This window comes from Candidatus Omnitrophota bacterium (genome assembly GCA_040755155.1).
GTDB lineage: Bacteria > Hinthialibacterota > Hinthialibacteria > Hinthialibacterales > Hinthialibacteraceae > JBFMBP01.
This window is the reverse complement of sequence record JBFMBP010000002.1, coordinates 66,145-82,561: the sequence shown is the minus strand read 5'-3', so window position 1 is coordinate 82,561 and position 16,417 is coordinate 66,145. Positions and strand designations below refer to the sequence as shown.

The window sequence follows — 16,417 nt, the reverse complement described above, 5'->3', positions numbered from 1 at the left end:
TCCTTACTTTCAAGACCGCCAAAGACCGCGACGCCTATCTCGTCCATCCCGCCCACAAAGAGTTCGGCCAAACGCTGGGAACTCTTGCTTGCGTGGACGATGTCTTTGTGGTCGATTATTGGAACAATAAATAAGGCTTATTCGATAAGTAGGATGGGTCGCGTTTTTTGACCCATCGTCTTTTTGTTATTTCCCCAAAAAAATCCCCGCCGGACAATCCGGCGGGGATTTCGTTTTACGTTATACGATCTCTACCGATTAGATGCGCTTGATGCTGCAGCCAAAGGATTTCTTTTCGGAAACCGCTGGTTTCTCGCCTTTCAATAATGCTTCCACCGCCGCTTGCAGATATTTTTCCTTTACTTTCTCCACATTCTGCGAATCGTCGATCGAGCCGTGATATTGGATTTTTTTGTCCTTGCCGATAACGAACGTTTCCGGCGTCACGCCGGCTCCAAACTTGTCGGCAATAACGTTTTTCCAATCTTTTAGAATGGCGTAAGGAAGTTTGTTCTCTTCGGCGTATTTTTTGATGGCGTCTTCGCTGTTCGGCTCATTGGAATCGATAACGAAGAAAACGGCTTGGGCGTTTTTCTCTTCCTCTGTTCCTTCCGCTTTCTTGGGACCGAATTTATCATAGAGAGCTTTCAAGCGTTCCTCATAACCGCGAGAGACGGGACATTGGAAATTCCAAAAATCCACGACAATGATTTTCTCTCCCAGATACTTGCCCAAATCGTATCCCTTGCCATTTACGTCCTTGAGTTGAAACGGTTCCACCACATCGCCGACCCGATAGGGTTTTTTCTCTTGTTCGGAAGCGTTCGCCGCCAAAGAAGTCATTCCAATCAAAACTAGCATAACCAGGGATGCACTCATCTTTCGTTTCATAAACGTTACTCCTTCTTTATTAGTATGAATGGAACATAGACGAAATATTATAGTATGAAGAATGGATTTCGCGCCAATACATCGATCGACTCTTCGCCCTCCTGCGCCGGGAACTTTTTGAATGCGAATTCCAAAAGCGCGGGATGGCGGCGAATTATCGCAGCCATAATGCGGGGACGGCTCGTATAATTGAGGATGCAGTTTTCATTCACGGCGTTCGCGATAGAGCCGAACGGGACGAATCTTGAAATTGGGCAATTTTTTATGTAAATGCGGCGTGATAGGCAAAGGATAGGGCGCTTATAGATCGAATCGCGCATACGCGATAAACGCATGGGAAGATAAATCATGGCGAATAAAAAACTCTCCGAACATTTTACGCTGGAGGAATTCGCCTGCCGATGCGGCTGCGGCGAGGCCGATGCCGATCCCAGGCTTATCGCGTCGTTGGAAGCCTTGAGAGAGGCCGTCCATGCGCCGATTCATATCAACAGCGGACGCCGTTGCGAAAAACAAAATAAAAAAGTGGGCGGGTCGCCCAACAGCCAGCATTTAACGGGAAAAGCGGCGGATATTTGGATGGAAAACGTTACGCCGCAAGAAATCGCCCGCCAAGCCGCCGAAATCGAGGCGTTTCGAAAAGGCGGCATCGGCGTCTACCCATCGTTCGTCCATCTCGACGTCCGCCCCAACGGACCGGCGCGCTGGGGATTAAAATGGAGAGATTAGAGAAACGTTTCTCGTTGGCGCCGATAGCGAAGAATATCGAAAATCCATACGGCGCACGCCGTCGCCAATAACAATATGCCTTCCGCAACGATAATCCAGCGAACGCCGATCCATACGATCAAATAAAAAGAAGTCAGCAGCGTCCCCAAAATGCTGCCCAACGAAGAAAGCGCATAAAGATTGCCTACTCCTGTTCCAAGCCATCGCAAATTCTTCACCTGGAGTTTCACGGCGTAGGGACTGACTGCGCCCATAAACGCCGTTGGCGGGAAAAACAGGATGAGCGAGGCCAGCATAGGCTCCATTCTTACGCCAAAGCCTTGGTCGTAGATCCATATGTTAACGACATCGCAATATAAGGGAAAACAACAAAGGATCACGCCTGGAATTGCCAGGAGCGCCGCAAAACAACGCAAGTCGGCGATCCTGTCCGCCAATCGCCCCCCGCCCCAATACCCCACAGTCAAACCGCTCAGAAAGACGCTGATCAGTCCGCCCCAAACGAAAACCGTATTGCCGAAATGCGGCGCCAGAATGCGGCTGCCCAACATTTCGAACGACATGACGACGGCTCCGGACAAAAAAACGATGGCAGGAATCACTGAGCGGGAACCTTTCTCGAACGCAGAATCTCCACCGGCGCGTAATCGTCGGACAGAATTTCGGCATCCACTTTCATCGCAGTCAAATCTTCCAACGTTTGCGCGTATTCCGCCAGCGAAAAAGGCAGGGCGTACAATGGCTGCAACGCCTCCGCCCGCTTCACGAACTCCTCTTTCGTTATGGCCTGTTCGCCGGGAGGAACGGCGAGAAGATAATTGTTGGTCTTAATGGAATCGATCATGTAAATTCTCGAAAATACTTGCTGATAGGTTTTCACTTCGGAAAGGTAAAATTCGTCGTTGCGCGGCCCCCAGACGTTGGACGCCATAACGCCGTCCGGCGCCATGCGTTTCTTGACGATTTCGAAAAATTCCTTCGTGGTAAGATGAAATGGGATGGCGTTGTCGTTGTAAGCGTCGAGGAAAATAAAATCGTAAATTTCCTGGCTGCGCCGCAAGAACTGGCGGCCATCCTGTTCGAAAACGCGCATCTTCTCCGTTGGTTGGAAAAAGAAGAATCGCTTCGCCACGGCAACGACGTCGGGATCGATCTCCACGATGTCGATCTTCGCTTCCGGAAGTATCTTCGCCATCACTTTGGGAATGGAACCGCCGCCCAATCCGATGTAAAGGATTTTCTCCGGCGTCCGGTTCAAAAAGGCGGGAACGGCGAAACTGGCGCGAGTATAGGCGTATTTCAACTCGAAAGGATCGTTGACGTTGACGGCGCTTTGGCTGCCCCGCGCCCGGTTGAAGGAGAGATAACGATAGTTCTCCGCCTCCGATACGCGGATATGGTGATAGAGCGAATCCTTCTCGTAGAGAACCTTTTCCGCTCCCCATCCCGGCAAAGAAAAAGAGAAATGCAATAGGAAGGCGATAGAAATGAAATATCGGTAAATCATTACGGCTTCCATTCGCCAGCGGCGCGCTTGACGAAGGCTCCTTTATATCGTTTTCGACGATTATCCTTCAATAAGAAATAAAGAAAAAGGCGCGCTCGCCGCGATTTGCATAATGCTCGCGCGGAAACTGGAATCCTGTTCCAGCGGCGGCTCGAAACCATTATCAATACAAACCATTTCCGATAAAATGGGAAACGGATGCCGGATGCATCTTAAGCCATCGAACTATTACGATCGTTTTTGGGGCAAGGAGCCATTTCATGGTAGATTTATCGGGCGGATCAATCGGCTTTTATCTCGTTTTGGGCTTGGCGGCGGGCGTTTTAAGCGCCTCTCTGGGCATTGGCAGCGGCATCATCGTCGTACCCGCGCTTACGCTGTTGGCGGCGTTTACGCAGAAACAGGCGCAGGGAATCGCGCTTACGATCATGATTCCTATGGCAATCATGGGCGCTCTGCGCTACTACCTGAATCCCGACATCGTCATCAATTACTGGGTGGTTCTGATCTTAAGCGCCGCCGTCGTCATTGGGGCCAATATCGGCGCCAGTTTAGCGGCGTATCTTTCCAATCGAACCTTGCAGTACGGTTTTTCGATTCTGCTCTTCATTATGGGAATTCGCATGTTCCTTTCCGCCTACAAATCGGCGCCTTGACTTCAGCGCAGTTCCCATATCGCCGAATTCGAGGCCTTCTTGAAAATAGACGCAATGGACGCGAGATACTATGAAAAGAATTCGAAACTGGACATTATGGATTGCGCTTCTGACGTTCGTTCCCCCCGCCTGGGCGTGCCGGTACAACGTGCGCGACGTGGGATTCGTGGATTTGCAATCCGATCCCTACCTTCTTTACGTCTATATCGGCGAAAACACTTTAGATGAGGACGTCTCCGCGTTAAAATCCATCTCCTTCGCCGCGTTGCTCGACGGCAACGTAAAAACGGAATTCGTCAATGTGGACAAAGAGATAGAATCCAAAGGCTTGGACTATTTCGACAAGGACCGCATGAAGACGCTTCCCGCCGCCGCTCTCGTCTCTCCCGATGGACGATCCCTTTCCATCTTTTTCGAGGGAGAAGAAAAATCCTTCAAGGAAAGAGTCTGGAACCGCTTGGACGCGATCGTCGATTCCTCCATCCGTCAACAGATCATGAAGCAATTAATCGAATGCTATGGCGTCGTATTGCTAGTGGAAGGCGAAGACGCGGAAAACAACGAAAAGGCAAAAACGGCTGTTGCAGCGGCCATCGAAAAAGTAAAAAAAAATATGGCCTATCTGCCTAAGACGGTTGAAATGCCGCCGGTTCTCTATGTTCTCCCTCCCCAACGGCAATCGGAAGAAAGAATTCTGCTTTGGAGCCTGGGCATAGAAGATGAGAAGATTCAAGAACCGTGCGCCGCCGCGCTTTACGGACGGGGGCGCTTGATGGGATCGCTTCTGAGAGGAAAGGCTATCACGGAAGGGGCCGTATCCTATTATCTCTCCGTCATCGGCTTGAATTGCGAATGCGGCCTGGATCGTTCCTGGATGCAGGGCAGGATGTTTCCCTTTGTCTGGAGCGAAGAGTTGCGGGAATTGGCGGCGCGGCGGCTGGGTTTCGACGTGGAAAGTCCGATGGCGAAAGTGGAGATCAGCCAAATTCTCTCCAAAAACACGCCGGGAAACCAACAGCGATATTCCGATTCGTCCGTGGACGGCGTTTTGCTTGGCTATAGTGAAGGAGTCTTGATCGAATCGCCTGCGGTAGGGGAAAATGAGAACAATATCCTGAATGAAGAACCGTTGGCGGATCGGATCGCCGATGGAACGGCGGCGAGTTCTACGCCTCACTTCAACGCCGCCGTCGGCATCGATCCCAAGCCATCGGAGGATCGGCGCGTCTTCTGGAATTCCTTTTTATGGTTGATGGGCGCAGGGATTCTCGCGTCGGCGGCGGGGATCGGGATGATCGTTTGGGCAAGGAGAAATGCGGCATGACTGCGATTCGCTTGATAGTGAAAGAAATAGGATGCCGGAAGATCAATTTTCTGTTGAGCCTATTCGCCGTAGCGACGGCGGCGGCGTTGTTTGTTTGCTTCTTCACGGCGGGCGAGGCTTCCATCAACGAGACCACCCGCCTGATGCGCGACATCGGCTATAACCTGCGCATCATCCGCCAAGATACTGATATCAATGATTTTTGGACGAAGGGATATTCCACGCTGACGATGCCGGAAGATTACGCGCGCCGCCTCGCCAACACGAAAATCCAAAATCTGCTCTACACTCACCTTCTGGCGACGCTGCAAGAAAGAATCGAATGGCGTGGCAAGGAAGCCATCCTTAAGGGCATCGCCGCCGAAGTCATGCCGCCCGGCGCGAAGAAGCCGCCGATGATTTTCAGCATCCAGCCGGGAACGGCTTACGTCGGGCATGAACTGGCGAAGGCTTTGGAAATCGCCAAGGGGGATGACATTGAAATTCTGGGGGGATCGTTCAAGGTGGAGCGCTGCCTTTTCGAAAGTGGAACGGAGGACGACATCCGCATCTATGTACATCTGACTGACGCCCAAAAACTGTTGCGCAAGGAAGGCCTGATAAACGAAATCCAGGCGCTCGACTGCAAGTGCATCATCCCCAACGTTGATCCGTTGACAGTGTTAAGGGAGCAATTATCTCAATCGCTGCCTGACGCCAAGGTGATCCAAATAAGCCATATCGCCAAGGCGCGGACGGAGCAACGGGAAATGACGGACAAGTACTTCGCTTTAATCATGCCGCTGGCGGCTATCGTTTGCGCCATATGGATTGGCGCGCTGGCCATGCTGAACGTACGCGAGCGGCGGCGGGAAATCGGCGTGCTGCGGGCGCTGGGGTATGGATCGGGCAGGATCGCCTTTTTGTTTTTGGGCAAAGCCGCTCTTATCGGTTTGATTGGAGCGGCGATTGGTTTCGTTATAGGAACCGGTCTGGCGCTTAAAGCCGGGCCGCAAATATTCAAAGTAACGGCGAAAAACATTGCGCCGATTTATTCGCTGTTGTATTGGTCGCTGTTGGCTGCGCCTCTCTTCGCCGCCGTCTCCAGCTTCATCCCCGCCGCCGTCGCCGTTACCCAAGATCCGGCGGATGTTTTGAGGGAGGAATAAGATGATCCAATTTGAAAATATCGATAAAATTTATCCTTCCCGCCGGGGCGATGTCTACGCCCTGCGCGATGTAACGATCCAGGTGAAAGAAGGCGAATTCATCGTGCTGCGCGGGCCGAGCGGCAGCGGCAAATCCACTCTATTATTGGCGGCGGGCGGGATGCTGCGGCCCTCCAACGGACGGATACAACTAGACGGAAGAGACATCTATGCTATGAGCATCAGGGAGCGTGCACGCTTCCGGGCGGAGAAAATCGGCTTCGTGTTTCAGATGTTCCATCTCGTATCGTATTTGACGGTGATGGAGAATGTTCTCTTGGCCGCCGGGGCTGTTTCGCATCCGCCCTCGCGGGACGAGGCGGCGGCATTGCTGAAGAGTTTGGGATTGGCCGAACGCGAAACCCATAAGCCAACGGAATTGAGCGCTGGGGAAAAACAGCGCTGCGCCATCGCCCGCGCACTGCTCAACAAGCCGAAACTGCTTCTGGCTGATGAACCTACCGGCAATCTCGATCCTGAAAACGCATCCGAAGTGTTGGAGCATCTATCCCGCTATCATCGCGAAGGGGGAACGGTGCTGGTCGTAACGCACGGCGCGGCGGCGGATCGTTGCGCAGACCGAATTATCCGGCTGCAAGGCGGGCGCATAGAAGAAACGAGCTGATCGGTATTTTTCCTTTTTCTTATACTATAATGATGAAAAAAAACAGGTCGGGAGATTAAATGGCATGCAACAAAAGCTCGCTTTTAACCTTGCTTTCGACGTGAGTCATAATATTCGCGAGTTCGACGAAGCGCTTCTCGCGGCGGTGGACGCGGGCGTCGAACGAGATTTCGTCAAGATACTCAATTCCATGACGAAAGACCGGCTTTACGATATGGGCAGTTTGGCTTCCATGATCGAAGAAGCCAAACAAAAACTTCGTCCGTCCGCAGCGCCGGAATCCGCAGCGCCGGAGGAATTGCAAGAGGAATTGGATGAAGAACCAGAAACGGAAGAAGCCAGCGAGCCGCTGGCGGACATGGAGACATTACAGATTGAAAGGTCTCAGTTGATCGATCAACGAACGGAGTTGATGGATTCGTTGCGCGACCTCCAGCAGGATATGAGCGATTTGAATCCGACCTTGATCTCCGCCATAAGAATGAAGATGATCGTCACTTTATGCGTGGGTTTGGGATTCGTATTGATTCTGGCGGCGATCAATCAATTCTTTTTCGCTTTTCTCCTGTTGATCGCCGTACTTTTCGTCTTTCTCGTTTCCGTCGGCAACGAAAAAAGCGCCATGAGAAAAAAACAGTTGGCCTTAAATCCCGACGGTCAAAAATTATTCGAGCATCAAATCGCCGAAATCAAAATGAAAATCGTCCAGATCGAAAAACAAATCCACAGTAAAGAAGAGGCAATCAAAGCGTTGCAGATCGTCCAAATCGGAAAAATCCGCGTTCCGCCCGTAAAATAAGGCGGTATGGAAAGAGATTAAACATGCCCAATCGATTATGGTTTTGGAAAGGACTCCCCCTCTTCGCCGCCGTTGTGGTTTTCGCGGCTTCCGATATATCGCCGAAGGAAGCGTTGAATTACGTCGGCGACCCCACCGTTCAGTTTTTGGACGTGCGGGAAGCGAGCGAATACGAATCGGGCCATATTCCCGGCGCGCTGCTGATGCCTTGGACTAGCGGCGTCCTGGCCTTGGAATGGGAATCGCTACCGAGGGATAAAACCATCATCGTCTATTGCCGCTCCGGCGGGCGCAGCGCTCAAGCTTTCGCTTTTTTGCAAGAAAAAGGCTTCTCGCTGCTGTTGAATATGACGGGCGGCTTCTCATCTTACCAGACCGTTCCCGGAGCGATCGTCGAGACTGGCCCCTATCAAGAGCCGGTTACGGCGGTAGCGGATTGGGCGTTGTATTGAATTACTGACTCAGCGTACGTATTTCAATTCTCTCGTCCTCTTTGATAATCTTCATCCGGAAGCTTTGATGTCGTTTGGTTGCGTGAATCATGATGCCCTTATGGAAGGATTTGGTTTGGGGACGTTAGGTTTTGGAGGGATTAGGGTATGATAAAAAGAAATGGCAGAGGGGAATACCATAAAGAACGAAAAGGCCATCCATGTTTCCACTAAATATCCTGAAAAACAAATCGCCGCAACCACCCTTGCAAAAGCGCGTCAAGCCGGTCGATCCCCAACTTGTCGATCGGGACATGCAGGTTCTGGAATCCTTCGTCCGAGTCTACTGCCGACGCCATCACGCCGAATACGGCGGCGGCATCCTTTGCCACGAATGCCAAGACTTGCTCGATTACGCGCGAAATCGCCGCGAACATTGCCCGTACGATCCCAAACCTAAATGCAAGGAATGCCCCACCCACTGTTATAAACCGAGCTATCGCGAGCGCGTGAGGACTATCATGCGTTTTTCCGGAATGTACTTCGTAAAAAGAGGCCGCCTCGATTGGCTTGTCAAATACTTCCTGCGCGGTTAACAATAAAATAATTCACCCTACGGTCGGCGCATTTCCGCTCTTCCAAATCTATGTTTCTATCGTTTTGCTTGGAGTAGTTGCGCAGGAGAGGGTCAAAGCGAAGCGCAATCCGCCTTTATAACTCACCCCGAATCTCCCTGGCTGCCGGGCGTGAAGCGGAAAATGTCGCCGTTGGAATTGAGGCCGTTGCTGCCGTTATAGGGTAGGACTCCCCCGTTCTGCGTGGCGATATCTTCATGGCGGTCGGGGCCGGAACTGACGGTTAACATGTGCGCTCCGGCGCGCACAGCGTCTTGCACCGGCTTGCCCCCCCATGTCGAACCGGTTTTGACAACCTCGAAGACGTTCCATCCCGGATAATAATGTCCGTGGGCGACGCGCTGCGGCGTATCCTTGATCGTGAATGGATCCAATGGGATTGTACTGAGGTACGCAATGGGCGTAGTGAGAACCGGATAAATCCAATACGACTCCCAGTAGTTGCTGCCGAAGAAAGGATAGGCATTATTATCGAGATTGTACATATCGAAAGCCGTGCTGATGGCGCGCATGTCGGAATAGCAGCGCGCCACCAAAGCGCGGGTGCGGGCGTTCAAGAAGTTGGGAACGGCGATGGCGGCGAGAACCCCAATAATCGCTACGACGATCAATAGTTCGATCAAGGTAAAACCAAACCGGTTTTTCATATCCGTTTCCCTCGGCTTAGCGCGCTTCCGTCCAAGAACAATTCTTTATTAAAATTATCCTCTCCAAAAGGAAAAAGTGAAGCCTATATCTCTTAGTTTCCTCCCTGAGGTTAATACCAAAGAGAGCTTCATTAACAAAAGAATCAGCGGTCTTTCTTGGAGCGTTTTTTATCATGAACGATTTTGTCCATATCCGGGTTAAAAACCGTAAAATCCGTTCCCTCTTGATAGGCTTTAAAATATTTGCCGCGGATTCCGGGGTCTAATTCCTCACGCTGATATTCGGACCGCATATCATCCTTATCTTCTTTGCTTATAGATTCTTTTTTCATAATCTTCATCGCCTAATCGCTTAATTTTTCAATTGGAGATGGATCAAAAAACATTTTCAATACACGCTCCACTCCTCCACGGAGACGGGAAGAAATGGGCGGAGGTAAGTCTCTCGCAGGCGGATGAATCGGCGCATGGTCTCGTAGGAAGTTTGAATCTGCGCGCGGCGGCTGCTGCGGGAAGCGCCGGTATAACTTTCGAGCAGATTCAAATCGTCCTGCAGAAAATCCTCCATCTCTTTCGTCAGTGAATCCACGCGTTCAATGGACAGCAATCCATCCAATCCCTGCTTCACGCGCCGTATATATTCCCCATTCAACTCCGCATCGGAATGAAAGGGCTTGGAAATGATTCCAGGCTGGCGGGATGCCACTCGCGCTTTTCCATCCAAAGGGAAGGCCAAGGGCATTTCTACGAACATGGGATCGCTGTCGGTAAAGCCGAAGGTCTTGTCCAAATCCCAAGGAATGATTTCCCATTTGTCGATCGGCGGGGGATTGTGATAATAAAATTGGTTGTTGAAGAATCCGTCCCAGTTGCTCATGAGGAGGCCTGCGACTTCGTATCCCATCACTTCATCGATATCCAGATAGCGGCGCAAAGCCTTGGCGCGCGCGGCGTTGTTGCTAACGCTGATGGCGTTGCGCATTTCCCAAAAGTCTTCGTCTCCCTCCAGCACGTTGGTTTTTTTGGTGTAGCCATTCGCTTCGTTGTAGGCGATTTTGTAAAGGTTGCCGTTGGGATCGCGTCCGTTCAATTCCATCATGGCCTCATTGGGCTGCTGGATAACGATGCGCTGAGTATGAGCGCCCGATTCAATAACGCGATACCAATCGCAACGGGGAACCATGACGCCGAAATCTTCAAAAAACCGATACGATAAATGCTCCACATGCGGAGATTGGGCGCCCGCCGTCGTTCCGCCGCTGGGCGATTCGGGGATAATGTTGATGGTGCTGTCGCCGCGATAATCCTCGCCCCGGATAAACGATATCTTCATGCCGTTGCGCGAGGGGCGGACATCGGCGCCGTCGAACCATCGAACCGGTCCGTCCGTAGGCTTGACGGCGATGCTCGAAACCGTTTTCGTCCCTTCAGGCAGCGAGGAACTAGATGAACGGAACAACCATAGAATAGGCAATAAGGTAGGAATCTCATCGTCATAAACAAAATAGGACTCGAAGGGCCTTGGCTCCGACTGGTGAGGCAAACGTAGAATATTGCCATCCTTGAGCGTTGTTTTGATATTGAAACGAACCATCGTTTGAGACAGCTGCGAAGGTATGTTTGCGGAGTAAGTCGCCAAGCCTTCGCTCACTCTCGCGAGATTCATGCTGAGCGTCCGTAAAGCGCCTTTCGCTTTCGTGGTCAAAGTTTCATATTGCAATTGAACAGATTGGATGAGATCGGCGCTGTCCAGCGTGAATTCGATATTGACTCTATCCTGCGAATGGGGCAGGACGGGGTCGATCCGGAAGGAGGAAATCATAGGCCGAGGAATCGTATTCGCCACCGAATTCGCCTTGCCGGGCGTCCCATTCGCGGCGAGGGACGCCCGCCAGGAATGATAATCGTCCGCCGGGAGGTCCCAGGCGATGCGCTCAAGAGTGGGGCCATAACCGTCGGCGCCGCGCGGCCAGGGGAGCGAATCGCTGTAAGCAAAACTATCCGCGATCCGCCCGTCCGGCGTGCGCAAAGTCAACCGCTCGCCGGTATTCGCAAGACTGCCGTTGTAAGGGCCGATGCGCTTGGCGGAACTTTGCCGCCATATCGTGGAATCGGTATATTTTACTACCAGCAAATAACTAGAGGGTTCGATAATCGTCCCCGGCGGGATTTGATAGGCCACTCCCTCCGTGAAGGCATAATTGGAGAGATCGATCGATTGGCTGGCGGGATTGTAAAGTTCGATAAATTCGCTGGGAGCGTCGTCGAGCGGATTGTAATGAATCTCGTTAATGACGACGTCGCCCAAGGCTGATTCATGGAATAAACAAAGTAATGCAACAAAGAGAAATGATGAAATAGTATTCCCCATAATGATAACTGCTCCCTAATCGTTTCCCACAAGATAGCGCAAGCGCATCTATCCGTCAGATGAAAATGGTCAAAATTTTAGAATCCCCACTTTCCCTACTTCGCGAAAGCGGGAAGTCGAATTGTTAATTCATTTTGATCGATTTCAATTGCTTCAAAAAATCGATCTCGACATCATCCAATTGTTCGAAAAGTCTTTTTTTCCGCATATCGAAAGAGCGGCGAGGTTGGCCGTCGTCCCGGCTTCGCTGGTCGCCGTTATGAAAGCACCAACCCGCGGCGCCGCCTTGAATCGCTCCTTGCAAATCCATAATGAAATCGGCGGCTTGCGGATCGAACGACTTCGACGAATACCCCCGGCGGAATGGTTCCTGATAGTGAACTGGAACCTTTCGGCCAACCTCTGTCATCCATTCGAAATAGATCCCAGTTTGTTTCGCCGTCTCTTCGGCGGAACCAGCGCCGCGGGGACGGTGGGGAGTTATGAAATCGAGTTGAACATCCAAGAGGCATCGGCGCAACTCCTCTTTATCCATGTCGCCGCCCCAAGACGCCGTAACCAAGCGGCGGGGATCGAGGCTCTTAACCAATTTCCGGACATCGGCCAATTCATCCAAAGAGATATATCGCTTATCTTTAATATTTCGCTCGTTGCCCATATCCAAATACCAGTTGCGTAAGGATTGCAGAGATTGCGTCAGAGTGCGTGCGGCGCATCGATGGGCTTCGGGAGTTTGCAGGCGCGGCGGTCCAGTAACGCCGTTGCCTCGGCTAAGCGTTACGTCAACCATCATTCCCCGCTGGCCGCACTGCTCGATCAGCCATCTCAAATTGTCCAAATACGGCTGACGCGCTTCGCCTTCGGGATCGACGGCGGCTGCGTCGTTGTCGAAAGCCGCCCACGCCGCCCATACGCGAATCCAATTGAAGCCGTACGTTTTCATTTCATCCAAGTCCCGCTGAATCGATTCACGGGGAGCGCCCAAGGCGCCGTAATAACTTATACCCAACAAAAACACCGGTTCGCCGTCGCGCGTGAAATGGGTTCCTTTGATTCCCAGTTCCGGCTCCGTCCAGGCGGCGGAAGTTATGAACAGGCAAATTCCGAAAAGAGAGAATAGAACGGCTTTTTCCATTAATTTATCCCAGTTCATCATTTTTCCCCTTAAATTCTAGATATCTCTTTTCATGATAGTGGAATGGATTCCTATTCAACAAGTTCCGCGGCATCCTACAGCCTATTTTCTATGGCGCTTGAATAAGTAAGGGAATTGGCGTCAAACTATTTTCCCGTAAATTATTCATTTTCCTAAACGGAAAAACGAAATGTTATCGGAGTTGTCCGTCCTATGAAAATCCTCTTCGCAACGCCGTGCATCCCCACTGAGACCGATGGGCGGAGACCTTTTAATTTTTTGAAATATCTTTCCCAGCGGCATGAAACGCATCTCATAGCCCAAAAACTCCCCGCTCAAACGGAGGCCGACGTTCGCCGGCTCGAGGAGATGGGAATTCCTACGGTCATTGTGGATGTAAATCCATGGCGTTCGCGGCTTCACTGCGCGTTGGGGCTGCCGATCGGCCGTTCCTTGCGCGTATCATGGACCCGTTCGCATCGTACGCGAATCGCCATCGAAAAAAAAATGGCGGAAGGCGGCTTTGATCTCGTCCATATCGACCGGATGCGAATTGGGCAATACGCGCCCTTCATCCCTCTGCCTAAAGTAGTGGATTTCACCGATTCGTTAATCATGTACTTTGAGCGTTCGATCAAGTACCGCCGGAAATGGGGGGAATGGCTGGTGGATCGTTGGGAACTGGCGACGATCCCCTCGTTCGAACGCTGGCTGCTGCCGCGAATCGATGCCGCTCTCGTCTGCTCCGGCGTGGATGCGGCGGAATTCGAAAAATGGCATCCCGGCCATCGATTCGACGTTATCGCCAACGCCGTAGACGCCGAACAATTCAAGCCCAAAAATCATGGCGACAACCATCGCCCGCGAGCCGTCATCACCGGTACGCTCTTTTATTTTCCCAATATCGATTCCGTCCTCTATTATCGCGAGTCCATCCTTCCTCGGCTGAAACAAAGCCGTCCCGGCTTGGAGACGCTGATTATCGGAACTCGCCCCGAACCGGAGATTACTGTATTAGACGGACGGGAGGGAATGCGAATCCTGGCCAACGTCCCGCGCATGGAAGAACATCTTTACGAAGACGATATTTATCTTTGCCCGCTGCGGGCGGCTGCTGGCGTTCGCAATAAATTGCTGGAAGCGATGGCGGCGAGCATGACCGTCGTTACAACGCCATTGGGTGCGGAAGGAATGAACGTTCGGCATGAAAAAGAAGTATTGATGGCGGAAACGCCGGATGAGTTCGCGCATCAGTTCGAACGGGCGGCGAATTCGCCCGAATTACGCCGCGCATTAGGCGCCAACGCCCGGCGCTACGTCATCGAAAATCATTCCCTGCCTGCGCTAGGCGCGCAATTGGAGCGGCTGTACGAGCGGCTACTGCAAAAGTAACTCCGCCGCATGGATGGGATTGTTCGCGGGCGCTCCGAATGAAGGAATCAAGGCGCAATCTTTTCCGGCGTTGACGTCGCGGCGCAGCAAATCGATTCGCCAACCGGCGGCGGGATCGCCGAGAACCGCCTTAGGGATAGCGATTTCCGCCGTCCAGCCCCGTTCGATTTTCTGAATGGCGCAATGCCATTCTGCGTTCCAATTCCAATCGGCGCCTAAGCTTTCTCCCGCATCTCCATTCTGGGAAACGAGAAAAGTAAATAGATTTTCCCCGTTTAAAATTTGAGCGCGAACGTTTTCGTTGAGGAGAAGTTTGGGATTGTCGCGTCCGGCATAGATGGACTTCCCGAACGTATGCGGCGCTTGTTCCATTTCCATTTGAATGTAAATATTTCGATCGTCGTGAAGCAAGGCGGCGCGCGTAGACCGTGCGGGGGCTGCTGCATCTTCATCGTCGAAGAAAGCGTCGATTTGCGCCGTCCGCTTCCAGTCATCCTCGCCGAATACGCCGTCGATAACGATGTCCGTAGACGCTCGCGGGACGGCGGCTTTCATTCTCTTATAAATTTTGATGGGGGACATATCGATCGACGAATTGCGGAATCCGATGGGCAGAACGTTTTTCCCAGCGAGATCGTCGTACTCCATATCGACATGCAAAGCAGGAATGGGATAAACGTTATCCGCTTTGGCAAGAGCGGTAAATTCGAAGGAAAGCGGCTGCCCCGGCGTTAGAGATAGAGTCAGTTTATCCGGCGCTATAGTCCATTGCTTTCCTCCCCGCCAACTGAGCGATCCTTGAATGGGAACTTGAAACGAGAGGGGTATATCGGCCTTTCCATGGATTTCCACCAGTTCCGGCTGCCACGCCGAAGAAGCGAAATTCTTAGCCCATTCCTTCATGTTTTTTTCCAGTTCGATCATTTCGAAAGAGACGTATTCTTCAGCGCTGGAACCAACGTTTTCATCGATGACGAAAGCGTCCAATGACTTTCCCTTCTCGTCGATGGCTCTTCCCTCGATTTTATCGCCGTCGAAATCGAGAATCACGAAATGATGGCTGTGAGATCGAAAGGCGGAATAAGAGGTCTCGCCGTTGGAATAGAGGGGCGCACCGCCGCCGCCCGTCGTGATGTGCCGAACTCCCTTTTGGGGTAGATTGCCGATAAGGCCGACAGGATAGGTCCGTAGATAGAAATGATCGTGGCCGGTGACGGCGAGATCGACGTTGTATTTTTGCAACAAGGGCTGCAACGTCCAACGAAGATCGGAAACGGGGCGAGTGGGAGAAGCCGAAAAAAGAGGATGATGAAAAACGACGGCGGTCCACTTCTTCCCGCCTTTTTGCAGTTCCAGTTCCAGCCATTGCAGCATCGCCGCCGCCGCTTCGCCATCCAGATCGCTGTCGAGACCGATCAAGCGCAGATTTCCAAAATCGAGAGTCCAATTGTTTTCGTTTCCGGGAAGATCGAAATAGTCGTAATAAAAACCGGTATTCTTTTCATGATTGCCTAAAACCGGCAAGAACGGGAAAGCGTTCAGGAGATTTTTCATCGGATCGAAAAACTGAGTTTTCCAGTTTTCGTAAATCAATCCATCGCTTACGATGTCGCCGGTGTGGATTACCAGGTCAGGACTAGCCTGGCGGATTTGTTCGGCGATTTCCGCGCATACTTGAGGATTGCTGCGGGAATCGCCCGTCAAAACCAAGCGGAAGGATTCCGCCTCGGAAGGCGGGGCGGTCTTGAATGTATATAAATCGGTGATTTGATCGAGCCACCCGCAACGGTAGGAGTAGAACGTCGATGGATTCAAATTTTCCAAACGAAGATGATGGGATGTCGCAGGATTGATTTCGGTTGAGGAAAGAATTAAATCACCGATTCCATAGTGAACCGTTCCGACGCAAGGCTCTTTCGTTTCCCAGGCGATCGTGATGCCATCGGTCGCGGGGCGTTGAAGATAAGGCCCGGCGAGGAGTTCCGCTCCGGCGGCGGGAACGAACATTCCCATCCACGCGAGAGCGCCGAAAAACAATTTTCCAAAACGAGACATTATCGGCTCCTTGAAGCGCATTCGTCCAAACCG

Annotated in this window: 18 protein-coding genes; 10 read left to right on the top strand and 8 right to left on the bottom strand. The window is 51.8% G+C overall.

All coding sequences use genetic code 11. The annotated features are described in order from the left end of the window. Positions 1-134, top strand: a 134-nt coding sequence (locus AB1656_00485; GenBank protein ID MEW6233836.1) for a Dabb family protein, incomplete at its 5' end; no start/stop codon positions are given. A gap of 124 nt (positions 135-258) precedes the next feature. Here AB1656_00485 and AB1656_00480 read toward each other — a convergent pair. Beyond that, complete coding sequence (locus AB1656_00480; protein MEW6233835.1) at positions 259-891, bottom strand: redoxin domain-containing protein; 633 nt, start codon at positions 889-891, stop codon at positions 259-261. 348 nt (positions 892-1,239) lie between these two features. On the opposite strand from AB1656_00480, the gene AB1656_00475 reads away from it, so the two are divergent. Next, positions 1,240-1,620, top strand: coding sequence for a D-Ala-D-Ala carboxypeptidase family metallohydrolase (locus AB1656_00475; GenBank protein ID MEW6233834.1), 381 nt, complete (start codon positions 1,240-1,242; stop codon positions 1,618-1,620). Here the strand turns inward: AB1656_00475 and AB1656_00470 are convergent. Together AB1656_00470 and AB1656_00465 are read right to left on the bottom strand one after the other, a co-directional pair. Further along, positions 1,617-2,222, bottom strand: coding sequence for a fused MFS/spermidine synthase (locus tag AB1656_00470; protein MEW6233833.1), 606 nt, complete (start codon positions 2,220-2,222; stop codon positions 1,617-1,619). The genes AB1656_00475 and AB1656_00470 overlap by 4 nt on opposite strands. Beyond that, complete coding sequence (locus tag AB1656_00465; protein MEW6233832.1) at positions 2,219-3,127, bottom strand: fused MFS/spermidine synthase; 909 nt, start codon at positions 3,125-3,127, stop codon at positions 2,219-2,221. The genes AB1656_00470 and AB1656_00465 overlap by 4 nt, the downstream gene beginning before the upstream one ends. A 260-nt stretch (positions 3,128-3,387) precedes the next feature. Between AB1656_00465 and AB1656_00460 the strand changes: the two genes are divergently transcribed. The 7 genes from AB1656_00460 to AB1656_00430 all read left to right on the top strand — a co-directional run bounded on the left by AB1656_00460 (position 3,388) and on the right by AB1656_00430 (position 8,745). Further along, positions 3,388-3,783 (top strand): sulfite exporter TauE/SafE family protein, encoded by a 396-nt coding sequence (locus AB1656_00460; protein MEW6233831.1) that lies wholly within the window; start codon positions 3,388-3,390, stop codon positions 3,781-3,783. A gap of 70 nt (positions 3,784-3,853) precedes the next feature. Next, complete coding sequence (locus AB1656_00455; protein MEW6233830.1) at positions 3,854-5,107, top strand: hypothetical protein; 1,254 nt, start codon at positions 3,854-3,856, stop codon at positions 5,105-5,107. After that, the gene (locus tag AB1656_00450) at positions 5,104-6,255 is read left to right on the top strand and encodes an FtsX-like permease family protein (protein MEW6233829.1); all 1,152 of its coding nucleotides are present in this window, start codon (positions 5,104-5,106) and stop codon (positions 6,253-6,255) included. The genes AB1656_00455 and AB1656_00450 overlap by 4 nt, the downstream gene beginning before the upstream one ends. Position 6,256: 1 nt before the next feature. Next, a complete protein-coding gene (locus AB1656_00445) occupies positions 6,257-6,919 on the top strand; it encodes an ABC transporter ATP-binding protein (protein MEW6233828.1) in 663 nt (220 codons plus the stop codon). A 64-nt stretch (positions 6,920-6,983) separates the two neighbouring features. Continuing rightward, positions 6,984-7,718, top strand: a complete 735-nt coding sequence (locus AB1656_00440) for a hypothetical protein (protein ID MEW6233827.1) — start codon at positions 6,984-6,986, stop codon at positions 7,716-7,718. Between the two features lie 23 nt (positions 7,719-7,741). Next, positions 7,742-8,170 (top strand): rhodanese-like domain-containing protein, encoded by a 429-nt coding sequence (locus tag AB1656_00435; protein ID MEW6233826.1) that lies wholly within the window; start codon positions 7,742-7,744, stop codon positions 8,168-8,170. Positions 8,171-8,370: 200 nt separating this feature from the next. Continuing rightward, entirely contained in the window at positions 8,371-8,745 is a 375-nt protein-coding gene (locus AB1656_00430; protein MEW6233825.1) for a nitrous oxide-stimulated promoter family protein, read from the top strand. Positions 8,746-8,867: 122 nt separating this feature from the next. Here the strand turns inward: AB1656_00430 and AB1656_00425 are convergent, their stop codons facing one another. From AB1656_00425 to AB1656_00410, 4 genes are all read right to left on the bottom strand, one after another. Further along, positions 8,868-9,431 carry a prepilin-type N-terminal cleavage/methylation domain-containing protein gene (locus AB1656_00425; protein MEW6233824.1) on the bottom strand — a complete coding sequence of 188 codons (564 nt, stop codon included), beginning with the start codon at positions 9,429-9,431 and terminating at the stop codon, positions 8,868-8,870. Positions 9,432-9,574: 143 nt separating this feature from the next. Further along, complete coding sequence (locus AB1656_00420) at positions 9,575-9,763, bottom strand: hypothetical protein (protein ID MEW6233823.1); 189 nt, start codon at positions 9,761-9,763, stop codon at positions 9,575-9,577. A gap of 56 nt (positions 9,764-9,819) precedes the next feature. Then, positions 9,820-11,802 carry a CotH kinase family protein gene (locus tag AB1656_00415; protein MEW6233822.1) on the bottom strand — a complete coding sequence of 661 codons (1,983 nt, stop codon included), beginning with the start codon at positions 11,800-11,802 and terminating at the stop codon, positions 9,820-9,822. Positions 11,803-11,926: 124 nt separating this feature from the next. After that, positions 11,927-12,958: a hypothetical protein gene (locus AB1656_00410; protein ID MEW6233821.1), complete on the bottom strand. Its 1,032-nt coding sequence runs from the start codon at positions 12,956-12,958 to the stop codon at positions 11,927-11,929. A 258-nt stretch (positions 12,959-13,216) separates the two neighbouring features. Here AB1656_00410 and AB1656_00405 point away from each other — a divergent pair, with 258 nt between their 5' ends. Next, positions 13,217-14,329 carry a glycosyltransferase family 4 protein gene (locus AB1656_00405; GenBank protein ID MEW6233820.1) on the top strand — a complete coding sequence of 371 codons (1,113 nt, stop codon included), beginning with the start codon at positions 13,217-13,219 and terminating at the stop codon, positions 14,327-14,329. Here AB1656_00405 and AB1656_00400 read toward each other — a convergent pair. Beyond that, positions 14,315-16,384 (bottom strand): metallophosphoesterase, encoded by a 2,070-nt coding sequence (locus AB1656_00400; GenBank protein MEW6233819.1) that lies wholly within the window; start codon positions 16,382-16,384, stop codon positions 14,315-14,317. The genes AB1656_00405 and AB1656_00400 overlap by 15 nt on opposite strands. Positions 16,385-16,417 lie beyond the last annotated feature (33 nt).

Excerpts from the sequence above, each read along its gene's own strand:
- AB1656_00480 (MEW6233835.1), bottom strand. The coding sequence starts at position 891 with ATGAAACGAAAGATGAGTGCATCCCTGGTTATGCTAGTTTTGATTGGA.
- AB1656_00475 (MEW6233834.1), top strand. The coding sequence starts at position 1,240 with ATGGCGAATAAAAAACTCTCCGAACATTTTACGCTGGAGGAATTCGCC.
- AB1656_00465 (MEW6233832.1), bottom strand. The coding sequence starts at position 3,127 with ATGATTTACCGATATTTCATTTCTATCGCCTTCCTATTGCATTTCTCT.
- AB1656_00460 (MEW6233831.1), top strand. The coding sequence starts at position 3,388 with ATGGTAGATTTATCGGGCGGATCAATCGGCTTTTATCTCGTTTTGGGC.
- AB1656_00455 (MEW6233830.1), top strand. The coding sequence starts at position 3,854 with ATGAAAAGAATTCGAAACTGGACATTATGGATTGCGCTTCTGACGTTC.
- AB1656_00450 (MEW6233829.1), top strand. The coding sequence starts at position 5,104 with ATGACTGCGATTCGCTTGATAGTGAAAGAAATAGGATGCCGGAAGATC.
- AB1656_00445 (MEW6233828.1), top strand. The coding sequence starts at position 6,257 with ATGATCCAATTTGAAAATATCGATAAAATTTATCCTTCCCGCCGGGGC.
- AB1656_00440 (MEW6233827.1), top strand. The coding sequence starts at position 6,984 with ATGCAACAAAAGCTCGCTTTTAACCTTGCTTTCGACGTGAGTCATAAT.
- AB1656_00435 (MEW6233826.1), top strand. The coding sequence starts at position 7,742 with ATGCCCAATCGATTATGGTTTTGGAAAGGACTCCCCCTCTTCGCCGCC.
- AB1656_00430 (MEW6233825.1), top strand. The coding sequence starts at position 8,371 with ATGTTTCCACTAAATATCCTGAAAAACAAATCGCCGCAACCACCCTTG.
- AB1656_00425 (MEW6233824.1), bottom strand. The coding sequence starts at position 9,431 with ATGAAAAACCGGTTTGGTTTTACCTTGATCGAACTATTGATCGTCGTA.
- AB1656_00420 (MEW6233823.1), bottom strand. The coding sequence starts at position 9,763 with ATGAAAAAAGAATCTATAAGCAAAGAAGATAAGGATGATATGCGGTCC.
- AB1656_00415 (MEW6233822.1), bottom strand. The coding sequence starts at position 11,802 with ATGGGGAATACTATTTCATCATTTCTCTTTGTTGCATTACTTTGTTTA.
- AB1656_00410 (MEW6233821.1), bottom strand. The coding sequence starts at position 12,958 with ATGATGAACTGGGATAAATTAATGGAAAAAGCCGTTCTATTCTCTCTT.
- AB1656_00400 (MEW6233819.1), bottom strand. The coding sequence starts at position 16,384 with ATGTCTCGTTTTGGAAAATTGTTTTTCGGCGCTCTCGCGTGGATGGGA.